This is a genomic window from Nonlabens sp. Ci31 (genome assembly GCF_012974865.1).
Lineage (GTDB): Bacteria > Bacteroidota > Bacteroidia > Flavobacteriales > Flavobacteriaceae > Nonlabens.
In genome coordinates this window covers 814656-833878 of the sequence record NZ_CP043633.1, presented here as the reverse complement: position 1 = coordinate 833878, position 19223 = coordinate 814656, and the positions used below count along the sequence as shown (strand labels likewise).

15 protein-coding genes and 2 pseudogenes are annotated in these 19223 nt (G+C 37.5%); 10 read left to right on the top strand and 7 right to left on the bottom strand.

Translation table 11 applies throughout. The annotated features are described in order from the left end of the window. Nucleotides 1–14: 14 nt before the first annotated feature. Complete coding sequence (locus F0365_RS03735) at nt 15–725, bottom strand: hypothetical protein (protein WP_169932463.1); 711 nt, start codon at nt 723–725, stop codon at nt 15–17. Between the two features lie 242 nt (nt 726–967). Between F0365_RS03735 and F0365_RS03730 the strand changes: the two genes are divergently transcribed. The 4 genes and pseudogenes from F0365_RS03730 (at nt 968) to F0365_RS03715 (ending at nt 4420) form a co-directional block, all read left to right on the top strand. Continuing rightward, nucleotides 968–1912 (top strand): SPOR domain-containing protein, encoded by a 945-nt coding sequence (locus F0365_RS03730; RefSeq protein WP_206071299.1) that lies wholly within the window; start codon nt 968–970, stop codon nt 1910–1912. Between the two features lie 172 nt (nt 1913–2084). Beyond that, nucleotides 2085–2507: pseudogene (locus tag F0365_RS03725) on the top strand (GNAT family N-acetyltransferase); the annotation flags it as partial. A gap of 73 nt (nt 2508–2580) precedes the next feature. Continuing rightward, nucleotides 2581–3654, top strand: a complete 1074-nt coding sequence (locus F0365_RS03720; RefSeq protein WP_169932461.1) for a CNNM domain-containing protein — start codon at nt 2581–2583, stop codon at nt 3652–3654. 25 nt (nt 3655–3679) lie between these two features. Beyond that, on the top strand, nt 3680–4420 hold the full coding sequence (locus tag F0365_RS03715; protein WP_169932460.1) for a hypothetical protein: 741 nt from the start codon (nt 3680–3682) through the stop codon (nt 4418–4420). A 325-nt stretch (nt 4421–4745) separates the two neighbouring features. Here F0365_RS03715 and F0365_RS03710 read toward each other — a convergent pair whose 3' ends face one another. Beyond that, nucleotides 4746–5297, bottom strand: a complete 552-nt coding sequence (locus tag F0365_RS03710) for a hypothetical protein (RefSeq protein WP_169932459.1) — start codon at nt 5295–5297, stop codon at nt 4746–4748. Between the two features lie 293 nt (nt 5298–5590). Beyond that, nucleotides 5591–6865 (bottom strand): annotated as a pseudogene (locus tag F0365_RS03705) (cystathionine gamma-synthase family protein); the annotation flags it as partial. Nucleotides 6866–7023: 158 nt separating this feature from the next. On the opposite strand from F0365_RS03705, the gene F0365_RS03700 reads away from it, so the two are divergent. Further along, nucleotides 7024–7452, top strand: coding sequence for a hypothetical protein (locus F0365_RS03700; RefSeq protein WP_169932457.1), 429 nt, complete (start codon nt 7024–7026; stop codon nt 7450–7452). A 46-nt stretch (nt 7453–7498) separates the two neighbouring features. On the opposite strand, the gene F0365_RS03695 is transcribed toward F0365_RS03700, so the two are convergent. Next, the gene (locus F0365_RS03695) at nt 7499–8422 is read right to left on the bottom strand and encodes a histone deacetylase (RefSeq protein ID WP_169932456.1); all 924 of its coding nucleotides are present in this window, start codon (nt 8420–8422) and stop codon (nt 7499–7501) included. Nucleotides 8423–8573: 151 nt separating this feature from the next. Here F0365_RS03695 and F0365_RS03690 point away from each other — a divergent pair, with 151 nt between their 5' ends. Both F0365_RS03690 and hflX read left to right on the top strand, forming a co-directional pair. Then, a complete protein-coding gene (locus F0365_RS03690) occupies nt 8574–9035 on the top strand; it encodes a hypothetical protein (protein ID WP_169932455.1) in 462 nt (153 codons plus the stop codon). Nucleotides 9036–9232: 197 nt separating this feature from the next. Continuing rightward, nucleotides 9233–10453 (top strand): GTPase HflX, encoded by a 1221-nt coding sequence (hflX, locus tag F0365_RS03685; protein ID WP_169932454.1) that lies wholly within the window; start codon nt 9233–9235, stop codon nt 10451–10453. A gap of 75 nt (nt 10454–10528) precedes the next feature. Here the strand turns inward: hflX and F0365_RS03680 are convergent, their stop codons facing one another. Together F0365_RS03680 and F0365_RS03675 are read right to left on the bottom strand one after the other, a co-directional pair. Continuing rightward, complete coding sequence (locus tag F0365_RS03680) at nt 10529–10888, bottom strand: hypothetical protein (protein ID WP_169932453.1); 360 nt, start codon at nt 10886–10888, stop codon at nt 10529–10531. A gap of 284 nt (nt 10889–11172) precedes the next feature. Continuing rightward, on the bottom strand, nt 11173–13629 hold the full coding sequence (locus tag F0365_RS03675) for a ligase-associated DNA damage response DEXH box helicase (protein ID WP_169932452.1): 2457 nt from the start codon (nt 13627–13629) through the stop codon (nt 11173–11175). A gap of 299 nt (nt 13630–13928) precedes the next feature. On the opposite strand from F0365_RS03675, the gene F0365_RS03670 reads away from it, so the two are divergent. Beyond that, the gene (locus tag F0365_RS03670) at nt 13929–14234 is read left to right on the top strand and encodes a hypothetical protein (protein ID WP_169932451.1); all 306 of its coding nucleotides are present in this window, start codon (nt 13929–13931) and stop codon (nt 14232–14234) included. Between the two features lie 112 nt (nt 14235–14346). Here the strand turns inward: F0365_RS03670 and F0365_RS03665 are convergent, their stop codons facing one another. Further along, nucleotides 14347–14877 carry an alpha-ketoglutarate decarboxylase gene (locus tag F0365_RS03665; RefSeq protein ID WP_169932450.1) on the bottom strand — a complete coding sequence of 177 codons (531 nt, stop codon included), beginning with the start codon at nt 14875–14877 and terminating at the stop codon, nt 14347–14349. A 278-nt stretch (nt 14878–15155) separates the two neighbouring features. Between F0365_RS03665 and F0365_RS03660 the strand changes: the two genes are divergently transcribed. Beyond that, nucleotides 15156–17903: a 2-oxoglutarate dehydrogenase E1 component gene (locus tag F0365_RS03660; RefSeq protein WP_169932449.1), complete on the top strand. Its 2748-nt coding sequence runs from the start codon at nt 15156–15158 to the stop codon at nt 17901–17903. 3 nt (nt 17904–17906) lie between these two features. Further along, entirely contained in the window at nt 17907–19193 is a 1287-nt protein-coding gene (gene odhB / locus F0365_RS03655; RefSeq protein ID WP_169932448.1) for a 2-oxoglutarate dehydrogenase complex dihydrolipoyllysine-residue succinyltransferase, read from the top strand. Nucleotides 19194–19223 lie beyond the last annotated feature (30 nt).

Genomic DNA, 19223 nt, shown 5'->3' with positions numbered 1-19223 from the left:
ATAAGATGGCAAATTTAATCATTTTTAAGGTTCTTTCTAATCATAAACCGTTCTGAATTCTCGTTGTCCAGATAAATGTACCTCATTAAGAAAAACACAGCAAAACCCCCAAAGCTATGCCATAGCCAGTGTGTTCCCATATATAGAAATTCGACATCAAACTTTTTATCGATCGTTCTAAAAGACACGGCCGTAATAAAAGCCAGCAGGGTAAAAACTACATATTTGAAATGCTTCCACTTATGGCGGTAAGCATACAAGAAAACAGGAAGTAAAACAGCAACTGCCGTTGCTATGTATACTATAGAGTTGCGGTAATCCTTTGAGATAGGTAGTATTCTAGGAATGGTATTCAGTCCGATAATAGCAAGTCCTAACAGGGCTTTTTCCCAAGAGGCTACCGGAGATCTGAAAATAAAATAAAGCGAGCAAGAAAGGCACAAGATAACAATTGGCACCCAATCTAACAGCAACCAAAATTCATGACTGCGACTAGCGTGATATACAGTGCCGCCTACAAAACCAGCAAAAAAAACAGGCATACAAAAAGCTAGAAACCAGTGTTTTTTCTTTGATTTAGAAATTAAAAGACTAAAATAAATAATAGAAGCAAGGAAAATAAGGTTGCTAGCGGTATTAAAAGGCTCCACTGGAAATCTTCCCATGACGGTTTCTTTGTAAATGGGGCCACTATCGTTTACTTGTTGCAGCAAGCTAATGATCATAAAAGTTATTTTGCTATATCAGTAAATAACAGAAATTTGCTTTATCTTTTGGGTTAAATGATTGTGAAAATTTAGCCTTTGCACCTAATGGAATGATGCAGAAACCATTATTTTTCAAATAAATATAAGTAGTAGGATTTCTAACTTACAAGGAATTACATAAAAACTCTTGAGATTCTTAATAACTAGTTAGTCAAAGTGGCTGATCGTTTTATTTAAATTTTTATGTTTGTTATATGCAAATGTCAACCTATATATCAGATTTATTGTACCGACAGGAATGTGTCGTCATTCCAGATTTTGGTGCGTTTATCTCGCGACGAGTTTCTGCTCAGCATTTTGCAAGTAGTCATACCATATATCCTCCTAAAAAGGGTTTGAGTTTTAATGCTCAAATCAAACAAAATGATGGGCTGTTAGCTAATTATGTAGCTAGCGCTGCAGATCTTTCTTATGAAGAGGCTGTTCAAGAAATCCGCAATTATGTGCGATTTTTAGATCAGGAAATAGATGATAACGGCTCTGTTACCATTCATAAGGTAGGAAGATTTTCTCGTAATGAAGAAAAGGCATTGCAGTTTACTCCTATGTACTTGGTTAATTATTTACCAGAGGCTTTTGGCCTTACTTCTCATGAAACTTTTGCGATAGATCGCATTCCAGTTGCTCCAAAGGTAGCGTCTGATAACGGGCGGATTGATGATGTTCCTGTTGCTGTGTTAGAAACTCCCCAAACTAATTCTGGTTCTTGGGTACGCTATGCTGCGGTAGGTGCAGTTCTTTTAGGGCTGAGTTATGCAGGTTTTAGCGGTTATGTAGAACAAGTAGAAAAAGATGCTATAGCTGTAGATCAAATGTCAGACGAGTTGATAGATGCTAAAATAGAAAGCGCTAGTTTTCTTATCAGTGATCCATTACCCAGCATTAATATAAATGTAGCTCCCTTAGAAAGAAATTACCATGTAGTTGCCGGTGCTTTTCGTATTTCTGAAAATGCAGATAAACGTGTCGCTCAATTAAAGCGTAAAGGTTTTGATGCGAAACGAATAGGAGTTAATAAGTACGGTCTTCACAATGTTGCTTTTTCCAGTTTTGTAGAACGCAATGACGCGATTAACGAGCTCCATACATTAAGAGCACTTGGTTTTGATAAAGCTTGGTTATTTACAGGAAAGCTGTCTAAATAAAATAGTTCACTTTACATTTTACCATCATGAGCTAACTACTTAAAGTAGAGAAAACCTTACGCACTACATTTAGACTTTTAGAGAAGAATGATTTCGTTACATGGTTCCCTATTTTTAAAGAAAAAGATGGCGCTAGGTTTCTAGGGATGAAAGTGGATTAACAACAGAGCAAAAATGTAATAAATGGTTTGAAAAGGCTTTTTGGAGGTATGAGAATCGTAGCAGTGGAATGAACGTCATGATTCATCAAGAATCCAAAGAATTTATCGGGCAAACAGGCTTACTTATTCAAACTGTAAACGGGTTGCGACGACTTGAAGTAGGCTATTCTATTTTGCCAGAATTCTGGAATCAAGGATATGCAAAAGAAGCTGCGGTAAGATGGAGAGACACTGCTTTTGAAAAAGTTTATAATAAGGATTTTGGAAACAGCCTTATTTCTGTCATTCACGAGCAGAATATAGGGTCTATAAAGGTAGCTCTACACAATGGTATGACGCTAGAGGCTCCTTATAAAGAGGATTCCAATACAGAACAATTTTTTATTTATTCCATTACTAGAGAAGAATGGGAACGCATAAAGAAAAACAGATAAGTAAGGTCTTAGCAACAAATTAATAATCAAAGAAATAGAATAGTCTATTTTTACAAGAACAAATTAATTAATTATGGGATTACTTATTACCTACGTAGTCATTTCAATTTTTTTTTCTTTTTTATGCTCCATTTTGGAGGCTGTGCTTTTGAGCGTTACTTCTACTTTTATAAAGGTTAATGAACAAGAAGGTTCTTCTTATATAGGGTCTCTTAAATTATTAAAAGAGGATGTAGATAAGCCATTGATTGCAATTCTTACCTTAAACACCTTAGCACACACGGTAGGGGCTATTTTGGTAGGAGTGCAAGCTGAAAATATGGTGAGCGGTAGTGGCTACAACAGTAGTTATTTAGGGATTCCTTTTGTGGGAATAGTATCTGGTATAATGACCATTTTAATTCTCGTAGTGTCTGAGATTATTCCTAAAACTATAGGGGCTACCTACTGGAAAAGCCTTGCTGGCTTCACCACTGCCGCTTTGAATGTGATGATTTTTCCTTTAAAATGGTCAGGTATTTTATGGATTTTACAGCTGACTACTAAGGCCATAGGAAAAAGTGCTCACATGAATACGATGACTCGAGAAGATTTTGTTGCTATAACAGAAACCGCAGAGCAGGAAGGGGTTTTTGCTCCTAGCGAAGGTCAGTATATTAAAAGTTTGATGAATTTTAATAAGATTGAGGTAAAGGATATCATGACGCCGCGATCGGTTATGTTTATGGCTCCTCAAAGCATGAAGATAAAAGATTTCTTTGAGCAAAATCAAGATTTGAGATTCTCCCGTATTCCTGTCTTTGGTGCCAATCGAGATGATATTAAAGGTTATGTCTTAAAAGACCATATTTTAGCAGACATCATTTATGACAAACCAGCAGATACTTTAGAAGATTTAAGGAGAGAAATAGCTATGGTCCCAGCAAACTTACCTATACCTAAATTATTTGAAACCATGATTGCCAGTAAAGAACACATGGCTCTTGTCGTGGATGATTATGGAAGTGTTCAAGGGGTTGCTACTATGGAAGATGTTATTGAAACCATGCTGGGTCTTGAAATTATGGATGAAAGTGATAACGTAGAAGATATGCAGCTGCTGGCTCGTAAGAACTGGGAAAAGCGTAGCGGACGTTTTATAAAATAATCAATTATCTAGAGCAGAATCACTAATGATATATTATTACCTCACCGTTGCATTACAAGTTTATTGTTGTTATGATGCCTATACCAATAAAAGAGAAATTTATTGGTATGCCATTATCCTTTTTCTTCCAGTAATTGGTTCGTTCATTTATTTATTTATGAATGTCTTTAATAATAAAGACACTCAAGGAATAAATAACGAGATCTCCACTGCCATTAATCCCTCTAAAAGGATAAAGGAGCTCACTGAAAAAGTGGAGTTTTCAGACACTTTTGCAAACCGAGTAACGCTTGCTGATGCCTATTTTAAGAGAGAAGAGTATCAAAACGCTCTTCTTAATTACCAAACGGTTCTAGACGGTCCTCATAAAAATGACGTGTATGTTCAAGAACAATTAATAATGACTAATTACTATTTGAATAATTATGAAAAGGTTGTTGCAGTAGCGCAGTCTCTTAAAGCCAATTCAGAATTCAGAGCGTCTAAAATCTTATTCTATTTAGGTTTGTCATATAAGGCTTTAGGTAAATTTAATAATGCCGAGAAAAACCTCAGAGCACTGGATGTACGGTATTCTAATTATCAAGAGCGATTGGTATTAGCTCAATTTTTATTAGAACGAGAAAAACCAAAAGAAGCAAAAGAGCTGGTAGAAGAATTGCTCACCGAATTTAATTACATGAGTAGTCCAAATATGAAATTGCACAAAACTACTTTTGCAGAAGTAAAAAAATTAAGTGACGCTATTCTATTGAATCACACATAAAGCTTATTTTTAAGTCTTTATAATTATCGATAGGAATTAAAACAGCATTATTTAATGTAAAGCTGGAATTAGAAAGTTTGATTAGGTTTTATAATGATCGCTCAAAAGAATTCCTTTTTTAGATTTTACCTAGTAAAAGAAACCTTCTTCAGATGATTAAAGGACCAAAGGAGATTTAAAAAGGAAAAGCAGCAATAGGATAAAAATACACTTGATGTAAACCATAAATTTACTTTATGATATTACATCAATCTATTAAAAATTTGGATTTAGAATCTAGCTCAGACCTTCACCTACGCCTACTTAATTTGTTGTCAAAACAGCTTTACTTCTTCAAAGATTCTAAAATCTCTTGATAGGTTTTTGTACTCTCTGGATGCGTCTCTAAATATTCAAATACTTGTGAGATCACATTTTTTGAAGCTCCTAATTCCTGGAAAATCTTAATGTCTTGATTCCAGTTTTCTATATCTCCTTTGCGAGTAGCAAGGGTTTCGGATAATAAGGTCATTTTTTTTACTTGTTGAAAACCACTAGTCGCTTTTATTTTCTCTACTTCAGTAAATAGATCTTCAAACCTCAGTTGCTCCAGTTGTTTTTCCTTGGTCATCTTGCGTAACATGGCTGACATGGATTCCATACGGCCAAAAAACTTCACATCAAAATCATCTAGGCCACATTCTTTTAACCTCGCGATTTCTTTCTTTAAAGAAGATTCATCTTGAAAACTTCCATCTATTAGAAAATCTAATTTCTTACCTAATAAGCTTTTACACTGATCAGTTAATGGTGTTGCTGCGCTAGCAACTTGTACTTGTGCACTACTTAAAAAAGCAGCACTTATAAACAGTAATAGAAGAGGTAATCTTAATTTCATAGTATAGTAACGGTGCTTATGCAAAGTTCGCATAAATTAAACTTAATGAATCTCAAAACAACTGAATAAATTAGATTCTATTTCCTTTTTATTTCAATTTAAAATAGAACCTTAGCTATTGCTATGGTTAAATTTCCTGTCATATATAAAGAATCCGCTGCGGCGGACATATTTATGATCAATCATTTTGAAATTTATTAAGCATGGGCAAATAAAGTGCCAAAAATAAACAATAAAAAGCCAGAAGATAATTTCATCTTCTGGCTTTCTTTTATGTTAAAAGTTTAAATGAGTTATACTAATTCTTTTTGAGCAACAACAACTTGATCTAATGCTTGAGAAACATCCCATATCAAATCTTCATAATTTTCTACGCCTATAGATAATCTTACCAGTGCGTCAGTTACTCCTATGTTTTCTAAATGCTGTTCGTCTACACCCGCGTGAGTCATGCTCTTAGGATGCTCTGCGAGGCTTTCTGTTCCACCTAGACTTACGGCAAGTTTTACAAGTTTTAAAGAGTTGAGGAATTTAAAGGCTTCCTTTTCACCACCTTTAATACAAAAACTAACCATTGCTCCTGGGCCAGAACATTGTTGTTTGTAAATCTTGTAATTGCGAGTCCCTTCTTGGATAAGTCCTAAGTATTTAATTTGAGCTACTTTCTTGTGGTCCTTTAGAAAATTGGCTACCTGAATAGCATTAGCTTGCATAGCTTCCATTCTTATTTTCAAGGTTTCGAGACTACGCAACAACATCCAGCCAGTGTGGGGTGACGCCATATTTCCTAAAAAGGTACGAAGTGTTTTCACACGCAGCATCAATTCGGCATTTCCTAAAACTGCTCCAGCGATCAAATCACTGTGGCCGCCTATGTATTTAGTAGCGCTGTACATCACCAAGTCAGCTCCGTGTTTTAATGGATGCTGCCATAGGGGTCCCATGTAAGTATTATCTACAGCAACAGTTACTTTTTCTTCTGTCTTAAAGCGGTCTACCACGCGGCGCACCATTTCTATATCGATAAGTGCATTGGTAGGGTTTGCAGGTGTTTCTAGATGAACATGAGTCAACCGGTCTGCATGATCTGAATTTGCAATAGTTTCATATAAGTCGTCTTCAGTCATTTCAGACGTAAAGCCCAAAGTATGAACTCCTATTTTAGGCAGGAAATGATTGATAAAATGATCGGTACCACCGTAAGTAGGAGAGCTAAATAATAGCAAGTCTCCAGGCTTCAAAAATTCTAAAAGAACAGTAGAAATAGCACTCATTCCACTTTCAAATACAGCGCAATCATCTGCATTGTCCCAAAGGCGTAACCTCTTTTCAAGAATCTCCAGATTTGGATTGTTGATGCGACTGTAAATCAGTCCCATTTCTTCTTCGGGAAGTGGCTCTCTTTTTCCATAGGCCAGTTCAAAAAAGGCTTTTCCTTCTTCGGCGGTTTTAAATACAAAGGTAGAAGTTAAAAATACAGGGCATTTTATAGCTCCTTCAGAAAGTTCTGGTTGATAACCATGAGACATCATTAGGCTTTCTGGTTTCATAGATCGGTTGTTCATTGTTTTGGCTGCTTTTGTACGCGCAAGTTAATTTTTTTTGAGAACTCAAACGATTTCGCAAGCTAATTTTATCAACACTTATTTTGAATAGGACTAAAATCAAAACAGACATTTGTTCAATTTTTAGTAACTTTAATCTCTAATTTATAAAACATTATTTTATGGCTTATTCTACTCGACCGCAAATATGGTTCTGGACTGTTGCGATTATTTTTCTGTTGTGGAATCTTATCGGGTTAGGTTTTCTAACTACAGAAATACTTGCCCCAGAGCTGTTAATTGATACTTTGAATCAAGAACAGCTAGAATTTTATAACAATAGACCTTCTTGGTACCTTTTTAATTATGGAATAGCGGTTCTTACAGCTCTTTTTGCTGCTATAGCAGTACTGTTTAAGCGTAAAATGGCCGTTCTCCTTTCCTTGATTTCGTTACTAACGATTTTTATTTCTACGGCTTATAATTTGAATGCTGGTGTGTGGGATATGATGAATAGATCAGATCAGTTCTTTTTTATCCTGGTTCCTTTATTGGGATTGTTATTATGGGTTTTTGCCCGCAACGTGAACTCTAAAGGCTGGCTGTCGTAGAAGTGATATAACTAAAAAACCCAACTTGTTTTTTAAATCTAGCTTTTTAGGTAAAAATAGATCGAGCCATTCTAAACGTATTGGCATGAGCTTCAATGATGGTTTTTATTTCTGGAGAATAGCCGCCGCCCATACTGCATTGAATAGGTATGAAAGAGTTGTTTTTTGATCTCGCTTTCGCGAAAGCGGATAAAGCAAAAAGATCTCGTTCTTTACAGCCATTAAGGGTCATGCTCAGTTTCCCTAGCTTGTCACTTTTCAAAACGTCCACACCACACAAATAGAAAATAAAGTCTGGTTTTTCTTGGGCGATCAAATCGGGCAGAGTGGCTTTAAGTAGCCTGAGATAATCATCATCTCCTGAACCATCAGGAACCGCTATATCTAAATCTGAAAGTTCTTTTTTAAACGGATAATTACCAGCGCCGTGCATAGAAAAGGTAAAAACACTAGCGTCGTTTTGGAAAATCTCAGCGGTACCATTTCCTTGGTGTACGTCCAGATCTACTATCAGAATCTTCTCTGCAAGACCGTGATGTTGTAAGTATCTCGCCGCAATCGCTTGATCGTTGAGTAAACAAAACGCCTCGCCGTGATCGGTGTAGGCATGATGAGTGCCACCAGCAATATTCATAGCGACACGATGGTCATAAGCTTTTAAACAGCCTTCAATGGTTCCTTGTGCAATGTGTAGCTCGCGTTCCAGCAGTTGTTCACTTAAGGGGAACCCCAGCTTTCTAGCCGCCCGTTTATCTAGGGAAAGATCTTTTAACTCTTGAAGGTACGCAGCCGTATGTACCCTTAAAACATCTTGATCATCACAGGATTTACTGGGTTCAAAGAAGTCCGTTTGGATAGCGGTACCTTCATGCAATAATTGTTGCGGTAGCAATTCATATTTGAGCATCGGGAAACGATGTCCTTCAGGTAGAGGATGCTGGTAAATAGGATGGAAGGCAATGGGAAACAATAGGATTAGGCTTTAAAATATAGAGATGAAAAATAGACTCTCAAAAATAAGTCTTAGAATGGTCTATCTAATTACAATAGAATGGAACTTATCTTTGATAAATGAATAGGCATTTCTTTCTGTCCATTATCTTTGTCATTAAATCCGAATTATGAAAAATACGTTATACTTCATCGCAATAGCTTTATTCTCTTTAACGGCTTGTAAAAATGAGCCTACTCCAGAAGAAACCGCTTTACAAGCACAAATAGAATCTTATGAAAGGCTGAAAAGTGAAGCCGAAGAAATTCATGATATTGTCATGGTTAAAGGAAGTGAGATGATGGAGCTGGTTAGTGAGATAGAAGCAAAAACAGAATCTGGAGAATTAGCCGAATACAACCCAGAAAAAATAGTGGGTGTCGTTAGGTATATAAAAAAAGCCGATAAAGACATGATGTCCTGGATGCAGGATTATTCTTCAAAGTTCCCTTATGGCGATCCTTCTCCAGAAACTAAAGAAGCACTTGAAGAAAAACTGCCGATTCTAGAACAAGAGGTAAAAGAAATAGTTCAACTTAAAGAAAGAACTATGGAGGCTATTGAAAAGGCTCAGGAGCTTTTGAAGAAATAGAACTTCTTTTTAGTTTTTAGAAACGGCGGTGCATTTTAGGTGCTGCGGTTTTTGGTTTCCCCTACCTATAACAACTGTTTATCTTGCAGCATAGCGTTCTTGATTTTTTTCTCTTGTTGCTCCTTTTCACAACCTCTTACTAAATACCACGTTGCTTTAAGGGAAACAATTATCTTTGTTAGACTCTATAAATTTTTATGTTAGAATTAGAAAATCACGAATACGAAAAAGCAATTCTTGTAGGTGTTATTACCCAACAGCAAAACGAGGAAAAGCTTAATGAATATATGGATGAGCTGGAGTTTCTAGCTTATACCGCTGGTGCAACCGTTAGCAAACGTTTCCATCAAAAAATGCAAAAACCGAATCCCAAAACTTTTATAGGTAAAGGTAAAATGGAAGAAGTTGCTGCATATGTGCGATCGCACAACATAGGAACCATCATTTTTGATGACGAGCTTTCCCCCGCACAGCAAAAGAACATTGAAAAAATACTCGAGGCAAAAATTATTGATAGAACCTATCTGATTCTTGATATTTTTGCGCAAAGAGCTCAAACCAGTTATGCAAGAACTCAAGTAGAACTGGCACAATACCAATATTTATTACCTCGATTAGTAGGTTTATGGACTCACTTGGAGAGACAAAAAGGGGGTATAGGAATGCGTGGTCCTGGAGAAACAGAAATCGAGACCGATAGACGTATCGTACGCGATCGCATCACATTACTCAAGAAAAAACTACTTACCATAGATAAGCAAATGTCTACTCAACGCGGGAATCGCGGTCAGTTGGTGCGCGTCTCTTTAGTAGGTTATACCAACGTAGGGAAAAGTACGTTGATGAATGTTGTCTCTAAAAGTGAGGTGTTTGCTGAAAACAAACTCTTTGCAACATTAGACACTACAGTTAGAAAAGTGGTGATAGGAAACTTACCTTTCTTGTTAACAGATACCGTAGGTTTTATTAGAAAATTACCAACTCAACTAGTAGAATCATTTAAGTCTACACTTGATGAGGTTCGTGAGTCTGATTTGTTGCTTCACATCGTAGATATATCTCATGAGTCTTTTGAAGATCACATTGCTTCGGTAAATCGGATTTTAGGAGAAATAGACGCTGTAGATAAGCCTACCATAATGGTTTTTAATAAGATCGATGCTTATCAAGCACAAGATTATGACGAGACTGATTTAATGGAAGAACGTACCTCTGCTCATTATTCTTTAGAAGAATGGCGCGAGACTTGGATGGCAAAATTAGGCGAAAACGTCATTTTTATTTCTGCTACTGAGAAAGAGAATATGGAAGATTTTCGTAAAAAAGTTTATGATAAAGTACGGGAGATCCATATAAAGCGTTTTCCTTATAACTCGTTTTTATATCCAGATTATATAGAAGAAGAGGAAGAGGAATAGGTATTCTTCAATTTTGATGTCTATTTAAAATACAAAGCCAAACTAGAAGTTTGGCTTTGCTTTTATAAAGTTATCTTATAATGGGTCTTCTGACCATTTCCAACTGTCAAAGCTCCATTTTTTAATCTTGCTATAGTCATCTGTATTTAATCCTCCGCCGTTTGAAGCTTTACCCACTCCAACAAAACCAATATTTACGTCTTTCCTTCTTGTTTTTCCATTACTCCAAGAACTAACAACATTATAAACCTTTACATAAACATATTCATCTCTTTTGTTGATTGCTCTAAAAGTGACACCATATTCACTTTGTTTGTAATAAAGTGAAACTCCGTTACTTGTTTCATGAAAGGTGTATCCATCCACACTTTGGGAAAGAGATGTAGTAACTCCGCCAATGGTTAAGAGTAGAAATAATAATAATTTAGATTTCATAATAAATTGGTTTTAAGATTTATTAAATATCTAATTTATTTATTATCAACACAATACCCCTTAAAGGGTATATTTCTCAAATCATATAGAGAATAGTCAAAAGTTTTTAGAGAGAATGGGCTTTTTAGGTCGATCCAGGTGGCAGTAATTTGGCAAGATCCGTGCAGTGCTGTTGCTTTAACAAGCATTGTGATTTGTTTTTGCCCTGGAAGCTGTCCATTCCTCATGACGTTCATTCCGTTCAAAGCTATACCAAACAGTTTGATTTCTTTTCAAGTTCCACTTTATTCCCATTTCAATTGCATTCTTTTAATGCGATCGGCTAGTTTTTCACTACTCAGTTTTTCTCTTAAGCGGTCCGTTATAATCGGGAAAGAGAAGGGAGTAGGTCGCTCACAGGCCTTCCAGACTAGAGTTTGATTTTCTATACGTTCAAAAGCTTCTCGCAATCGGTATTCTTCTATTTCTTGCTCGTAGGTTTCTGTATAGGCTTGACGGAAGAGTAAATTGTCTGGTTCATTATCTCTAAAGACCTCAAAAAGCAATTGGCTACTGCTTTGCAGGTGTTTCACTTTTACGGCCTTATTGGGGTAACCCGTAAAAACAAGTCCAGCGATGACGGCGATGTCTCTAAATTTTCTTTTGGCGAGCTCTGTGGCATTGACACTTGCTTCTAGATCTTCCCATATCATTTCTGAAGTGATTAAATTATTATCCAATACATTTTGCATATCAAATTCTTGATCGCTTAAGATTTCAAAGCCGTAATCATTATAGGCCAGTGAAAAACTAATGGGCTGCAACAAACTGATGCGGTAAGCAATCAGCCCAGCCATAGCCATGTGGACCAATCTTCCTTCAAATGGATAAAATACCGCATGGTATCCTTCTCGGGTTTTGAAAGTCTCTATTAAAAATTCATGATTTTGAGGTACGATACTTTCTTGCTGTTGCCTTGCGATGATGTCCTTTAAGGCTTTGACTTCAGGCGTTTGTTTTTTACCAGACTGGAAGTTTTGCATTTCTTCCCGTAGTAACTCGCCTAATTGAGAGCTAAGCGGCATGCGGCTTCCCATCCAGCTGGTTACTTTGCCTTTTTTTTTGGAAGAGTTGCGTACTTGGGCGATCATTCCTTTAAGACGTACAAATTCTAAGGTGCGACCGGCAAAAACAAACACATCGCCGCGCGACAGCTGACTGATAAAATATTCTTCAATAGAACCTATATAGCCGCCAGTGGCATATTTTACCGTGATGTCAGTTCCAGTAACTATAGTCCCCATTTGCAAACGGTGTCGCATCGCAATACCGCGGTCCTCTATAAAATACCGGCCATCTTTATCTATAGAAACCTTTTTATACTCGTCATAAGAGGTTAAGGAAGAACTTCCATAAACGATGAATTTTAAACACCAGTCAAATTCTTCATAAGTCAATTCTTGATAACAAAAAGTTGCTTTTACCTCGGGATAAATTTCTTTGGGATAAAAACCGCCAGAAACCGCTAGCGTACACAGGTGCTGAATGAGTACATCATAGCAGTTCAGATAAGGCAAACGATCTTCCACCGCTTGAGTTGTCACCGCTTTTTGTAATGCGCTGGCTTCAATTAATTCTAGTGCATGAGTAGGCAAGAAGTAAATTACAGAAGTCTCTCCAGGTTGATGACCCGACCTTCCTGCACGTTGTAAAAATCTGGCAACACCTTTGGGACTGCCTATTTGAATAATGGTTTCTACAGGAGCAAAATCTACTCCTAGATCAAGTGACGAGGTACAAACGCAAGCTCTTAAAGACTCGTTTCTAATCGCATTCTCTACCCAAATACGTGTTTCTTTATTAATGGAACCATGATGCATGGCGACTTCACCAGCAAATTCGGGATGTTGGTGCATCAGTGCTTGAAACCATAATTCACATTGCGCTCTGGTATTGGTAAAAATCAGGGTCGATCTACTGCCATTTATAATCTTGACCACATCTTTTAATAAATGCAAACCTAAATGTCCCCGCCATGGGAATTTATCCATGCTTTCTGGTATAATAGATCGCACTTCTATCTTCTTTTTCAGATTTGCTTTGATGAGTACGCTTTCGCGAAAGCGGTTAGAATCAACACCTAATAAAACCTGTCTGGCTTGCTCGAGATTGCCGATGGTGGCGCTGATTCCCCAAATGCGCAAGTGTTTATTTATTCCCGCTAATCGGGAAAGTCCCAATTCCATTTGAACACCTCGTTTTGTTCCCAACAGTTCATGCCATTCATCAATAATGATGGCGTTGCAATTTTGAAATAATTTTGCATGCTCTTTAGTTGCGAGTAATAAATGCAAGCTCTCTGGCGTGGTGATTAGAAGGTCTGGCATGCATTTTTTTTGCGCGGCTCGTTCTTTTGTGCTGGTATCCCCAGATCGTATTCCTACGGTAAACGGCAATCCTATTCCGTCCACAAATTTTTGCGATGTTTGCGCAATTTCTTGCGAAAGCGATCGCAAAGGCGTGATCCAGATGGCTTTTAAGCCTTTTTTGTTTTTTGTTTTATAATCTGGATTTGATTTGATGTATTGTAGAACTATCGCCACCCAAAGTGCATAGGTTTTTCCACTACCTGTAGGTGCGTTGAGCAAACCGTTTTTTCCAGCGATAAATGCGTCCCAAGTCTGTTTTTGGAATGGAAACGCGGTCCAACCTTGTTGTTGAAAATAATCTTCGGCTATATGAAACAGTTCTTTTTTAGTCATGCACCAATTTCCGCGTAGGCGGAAATCTTTTTATTAATTTCTCGATCAATTTTCTCTCTTTACCGCCTTTTGAGCTGTCCTGCCGACAATTCCTTCCAACGGAAACAGGGTCGTAAAAGAAACTTTAATAGTTGCCATTTTGAACAAGACCCGACTCTTTTGAGTCCCTCCACCTGTTTTCGTTCCCCAACCCTAAAGGGTGCGAAAACTACAAACGAATAAATGAACTGTAAGAATACATCATAAAACTGCCGACTTGTGTAAACAAACTTTTAAATTTGAACTTTTAAAGTCCACTTATGTCTGAAAAGCTTACCATTATACAAGATAAACTAGAAGATAGACATCATGTTTTTATGGTGTTTAAAAGCCAAGTCAATAAAGATTTGGAAAGATCTGGATTTGATGCGATAGAGGATGCTAATCCCAAAGAGTTTATTGATTCTCTAGCCTATTTATTAAATGAAGCGATAGAAGAAAGCGATCCTAAATTACAACAACTCTATTATCTGGCAGACGTGCAGGAGAAAAACCTTGAAAACGGAATTATACTCGGTTTTATAATGCGGGAATGGAGTAAAATTCAGTTTAGGTTAAGGCAGTGACATAAGCAAGGTCTATACAATTGTTTCTTGCCTGTTGCTATAAAGTTTTCGCCCTGAGCTGCCTCAGGATACCTATCTAATTCTAAAATAAAATTATAAATCTAAATCACGATTAAAACAACACCCTAATAAAAGGCTGAATCCCGTTTTGATAAACACTGCGTCTCTCATTAAAGAGTACATCATATCTCGCGCCTATCACAAAATTCCCTTGTTGATAACCAGCTCCTAAGAAAAAGGCAGGAACCCAGTAATTATCATCAAAACTAGAGTCGGCAAAGTTCCTGTTTACATGGAGGTATTCAAAGTCTGCGCTGACTTGAAGGAAGTCTATAGGTTGTGCAAGAGCAATTAAGCTACCACCTGCAATAGTAGATTTAAAGTCGTCAAATCTATTGAGGTCTCTTTCTGAATAGCTGTAATTTAAACCAACGCCTAGACCTATGTATTTGTTCACTTGATAAATGGCTTGTGGAGCAATAAGAACCGAACTAAAGTTATTACCAAAGTTAGCCCCTATGTTACCTCCAAATAGAACGCGGTCCCAAAATTTAGACTCTTCTAGTTGCTGACTAAAAGAAATGCAACAAAACAATCCAAATACAGATAGTATACTGATGTTTCTTAAGGAATAGGTTTTCATAACGTATGGATTAATAATTGGTTCGGAATTTCTTAAACTTTCTTACTTCCAAGGGAAAAATAGATCATTTAAAATTAAATAAAGGTTTTTTATTCTTTTACAGCATCGTTACTTTGGCGACAAATGACAATATTTAACTTTAAAACCAAAATATAGGGGTTTATAGAAAGGGTTTTAACGAGTTCACTGTTATAAAAGTACAAAAGCTTATGACATGACGGCACATTTCTTTATTTTTGCAATTACAATTGATAATAAGGATAAATTTCCTTCCATATATGGACAAGTTTTCATTTCTAAATGCAGCACATACTGCATACTTCGCACAACTTTATGATGAATATCTAATTAATCCAGACCAGGTAGAGCCTTCATGGCGGGCCTTTTTTCAAGGTTTTGATTTTGGAATGGAGAGCGCTCACGAGGGCGACCTCGTAGTAGAGCACGCAGGAACTTCTGCAGTTGTTCCAGAAAATCTACAGAAAGAATTTCAAGTTGTAAAATTAATCGACGCATACAGGTCAAGAGGTCATTTGTTTACTAAAACAAATCCAGTAAGAGAACGCCGTAATTACGAGCCTAAGTTAGACTTGGTGAACTTTGGTCTTTCTGATGCAGATTTAGATACTCCTTTTGATTCAGGAGAATTAATAGATCTAGGAAAAACGAGCCTCAGGAATATCATCGCTCACCTTAATAAGGTGTATTGTGAGAGTATAGGTGTGGAGTATATGTATATACGCAAACCAGATGAAATTAAATGGATCCAAAACTGGCTGCATAAAAACGACAACCATCCTACCTTTAATAAGGATCAAAAAATACAGATTCTTAAGAAGCTGAATGAAGCGGTTTCTTTTGAAACTTTTCTTCATAGCAAGTATGTAGGTCAGAAGCGTTTTTCTCTAGAAGGAAATGAATCATTGATTCCTGCACTTGATGCATTAATAGAAAATGCTGCAGATAAAGGAGTGGATCAATTTGTACTGGGAATGGCGCATCGAGGTCGCTTAAATGTATTGACTAATATTTTTGGAAAGCCTGTAAAGGATATTTTCTCCGAATTTGACGGTAAAGATTACGAACAAGATATTTTTGATGGTGATGTCAAGTACCACCTAGGATATACCAGTAAAAGAAAAACAGATAACGGCAACGATATCAATATAAATATAGTACCTAACCCTTCTCACTTAGAGGCGGTAGGTGCCGTAGTAGAAGGGATTACACGCGCTAAACAAGACAGGCACACTCCTGAGGATTTCTCTAAAGTACTTCCTATTGTTGTACACGGTGACGCAGCTATTGCTGGTCAAGGAATCGTTTATGAAGTGGTGCAAATGGCGCAATTAGACGCTTATAAAACTGCAGGAACCATTCACTTAGTGGTCAACAACCAAGTAGGTTTTACAACTAACTATTTGGATGCAAGATCTAGTACTTACTGTACAGATGTTGCCAAGGTAACTTTATCACCGGTACTTCACGTAAATGCAGATGATGCTGAGGCAGTGGTTCACGCCATGAATTTTGCGCTGGATTTCCGTATGGAATTCGGTCGGGATGTGTTTATTGATTTATTAGGCTATAGAAAATACGGTCATAATGAAGGAGATGAACCTCGTTTTACACAACCACAATTATATAAAGCGATTGCTAAGCAAAAGAATCCATGTGATATTTATGCGGATAGATTGCTTAAAGAAGGAGTGATTAATAACTCCAAGGTTAAAGAATTAGAAAGTCAATACAAAAACAGACTGGAAGAGGAATTAGTGACTTCTAGACAAATGGAGAATACCTTGATCACTCCATTTATGCAAGATGAATGGGAAGGTTTTGAGCAGGCTACAGAGGAAGAGATGATGAAGAAAGTAGCGACTGGTGTCGGTCGAGGTATATTAGAAAAAATTACCAAAGCTATCTCTAAGCTCCCAGAAACAGAGTCTTTCATGAGAAAAGTTAAGAAGATCATTGAATCCCGTCAGACCATGTTTGATGAAGATAAACTGGATTGGGCTATGGGAGAACACCTTGCCTACGGTAGTTTGATGATGGAAGGATTTGATGTACGTATGAGTGGTCAGGATATAGAAAGAGGTACTTTTTCTCACCGTCACGCTGTTGTAAAGTCAGAAAATAATGAGCGCGAATTCATTTTACACAATAATATCGATGGTGTAAAAGGAAATATGGATATTTACAATTCTCATCTGTCAGAGTATGCAGTGGTAGGTTTTGAATATGGTTATGCCTTAGCAAGACCTAATACACTGACTATTTGGGAAGCACAATTTGGTGATTTCTCTAACGGTGCTCAAATCATTATGGATCAGTACATCAGTGCTGGAGAAGATAAATGGAAGAATCAGAATGGTCTGGTACAATTATTACCACACGGTTATGAAGGTCAAGGAGCTGAGCACTCGAGTGCACGTATAGAACGTTATCTACAGATGTGTGCTAAGGATAATATGTTTATTGCCAACTGTACAACGCCAGCAAATTTATTTCACCTGTTGCGTCGTCAGATGTTGGTGAATTACCGCAAGCCTTTGGTGGTGTTTACTCCCAAATCTTTGTTGCGTTCTCCTAAAGCAGTAAGCAAGGTATCTGAACTAGAGAAAGGAAGTTTTCAAGAGGTTATTGATGTTGATGGTGACGCTTTCGCGAAAGCGGAAACATTAGTATTTGTATCAGGAAAACTCTATTACGATCTTTTAGAATACAGAGAAGAAAATAACAGAACAGACGTTGCCTTAGTGAGACTAGAACAATTGTTCCCACTTCCGATAGAGCAAATGCAAGAAGTAATAAAAAAATACGGTTCTAAAGATGTCGTTTGGGCACAAGAAGAACCTAGAAATATGGGAGCATATTCCCACTTGATGTTACACATGCCAGAAACAAGAACATGGCGCGTGTGCTCAAGAAGTATGTACGCAGCCCCTGCTTCAGGAAGTTCCACAAGATCTAAGAGAAGACAGGCAAGAATAATAGAAGATGTATTTAATACCAATAAATAAATTATGGCTCTAGAAATGAAAGTGCCTTCACCAGGCGAGTCGATTACAGAAGTAGAAATAGCAGAATGGCTAGTTGCCACAGGCGATTGGGTTGAAAAAGACCAAGCCATTGCTGAGGTTGATAGCGATAAAGCTACTCTTGAATTACCAGCAGAAGCTAGTGGTATCATTACCCTAATGGCTGAAGAAGGAGATGCTGTAGAAGTAGGAGCTGTAGTCTGTCTTATAGACACGGAAGCTGCAAATCCTAACGCCGGTTCTAAAGACGTTGACAACGCACCATCTAGTATGGGTGGCGGCGATGAAGGTGGAAACGATGGAGATGTTGCTAAGGAAATGCAAAAGGATAATGCAGGAAAAGATAAAACTGCCGATTCAAAAGCACCACAACCAGCTCAAGCAAAAGAAACTTATGCTAGCGGTACGCCAAGTCCTGCTGCAAAGAAAATTCTCGATGAAAAAGGAATGGACACTAAGTCTGTATCTGGAACCGGTCGCGATGGACGTATTACTAAGGAAGATGCGGTAAATGCAAAACCTTCTATGGGAACTCCAGGGCCTGGATCTCGTGGCGAGTCGCGCACTAAACTTTCTATGTTGCGTAGAAAAGTGGCGGAGCGTCTGGTCATGGTTAAGAATGAAACGGCGATGTTAACCACGTTTAACGAGGTGGACATGAAAGCTATTTTTGACTTGCGTGCAGCACACAAAGAGGCTTTTAAAACCAAGCACGGTGTTTCTCTAGGATTCATGTCGTTCTTTACTAAAGCAGTAACGAGAGCGCTGGATCTATACCCAGCAGTGAACTCTATGATCGACGGTAAGGAAATGCTTACGTATGATTATAAAGATATTTCTATTGCGGTGTCTGGTCCTAAAGGATTGATGGTTCCCGTAATTAGAAATGCAGAAAACCTTTCTTTTAGAGGAGTAGAACAAGAAGTGAAAAGGTTAGCCTTACGCGCTAGAGATGGAGATATCACTGTGGATGAAATGACCGGTGGTACGTTTACGATTACTAACGGTGGTGTTTTTGGAAGTATGATGAGTACGCCTATTATCAACCCACCTCAAAGCGCTATTTTAGGAATGCACAATATTATTGAGCGCCCAGTAGTAGTTGACGGTGAAATTGTTGCACGACCTATGATGTATCTGGCCGTTTCTTATGATCACCGTATCATCGATGGTAAAGAGTCTGTAGGTTTCTTAGTAGCCATTAAAGAAGCTCTAGAAAATCCTATCGAGATCTTGATGGATAATGATGTGAAGAAAGCTTTGGAATTGTAGATATCCATTATAGTATATAAATTTTAAAAT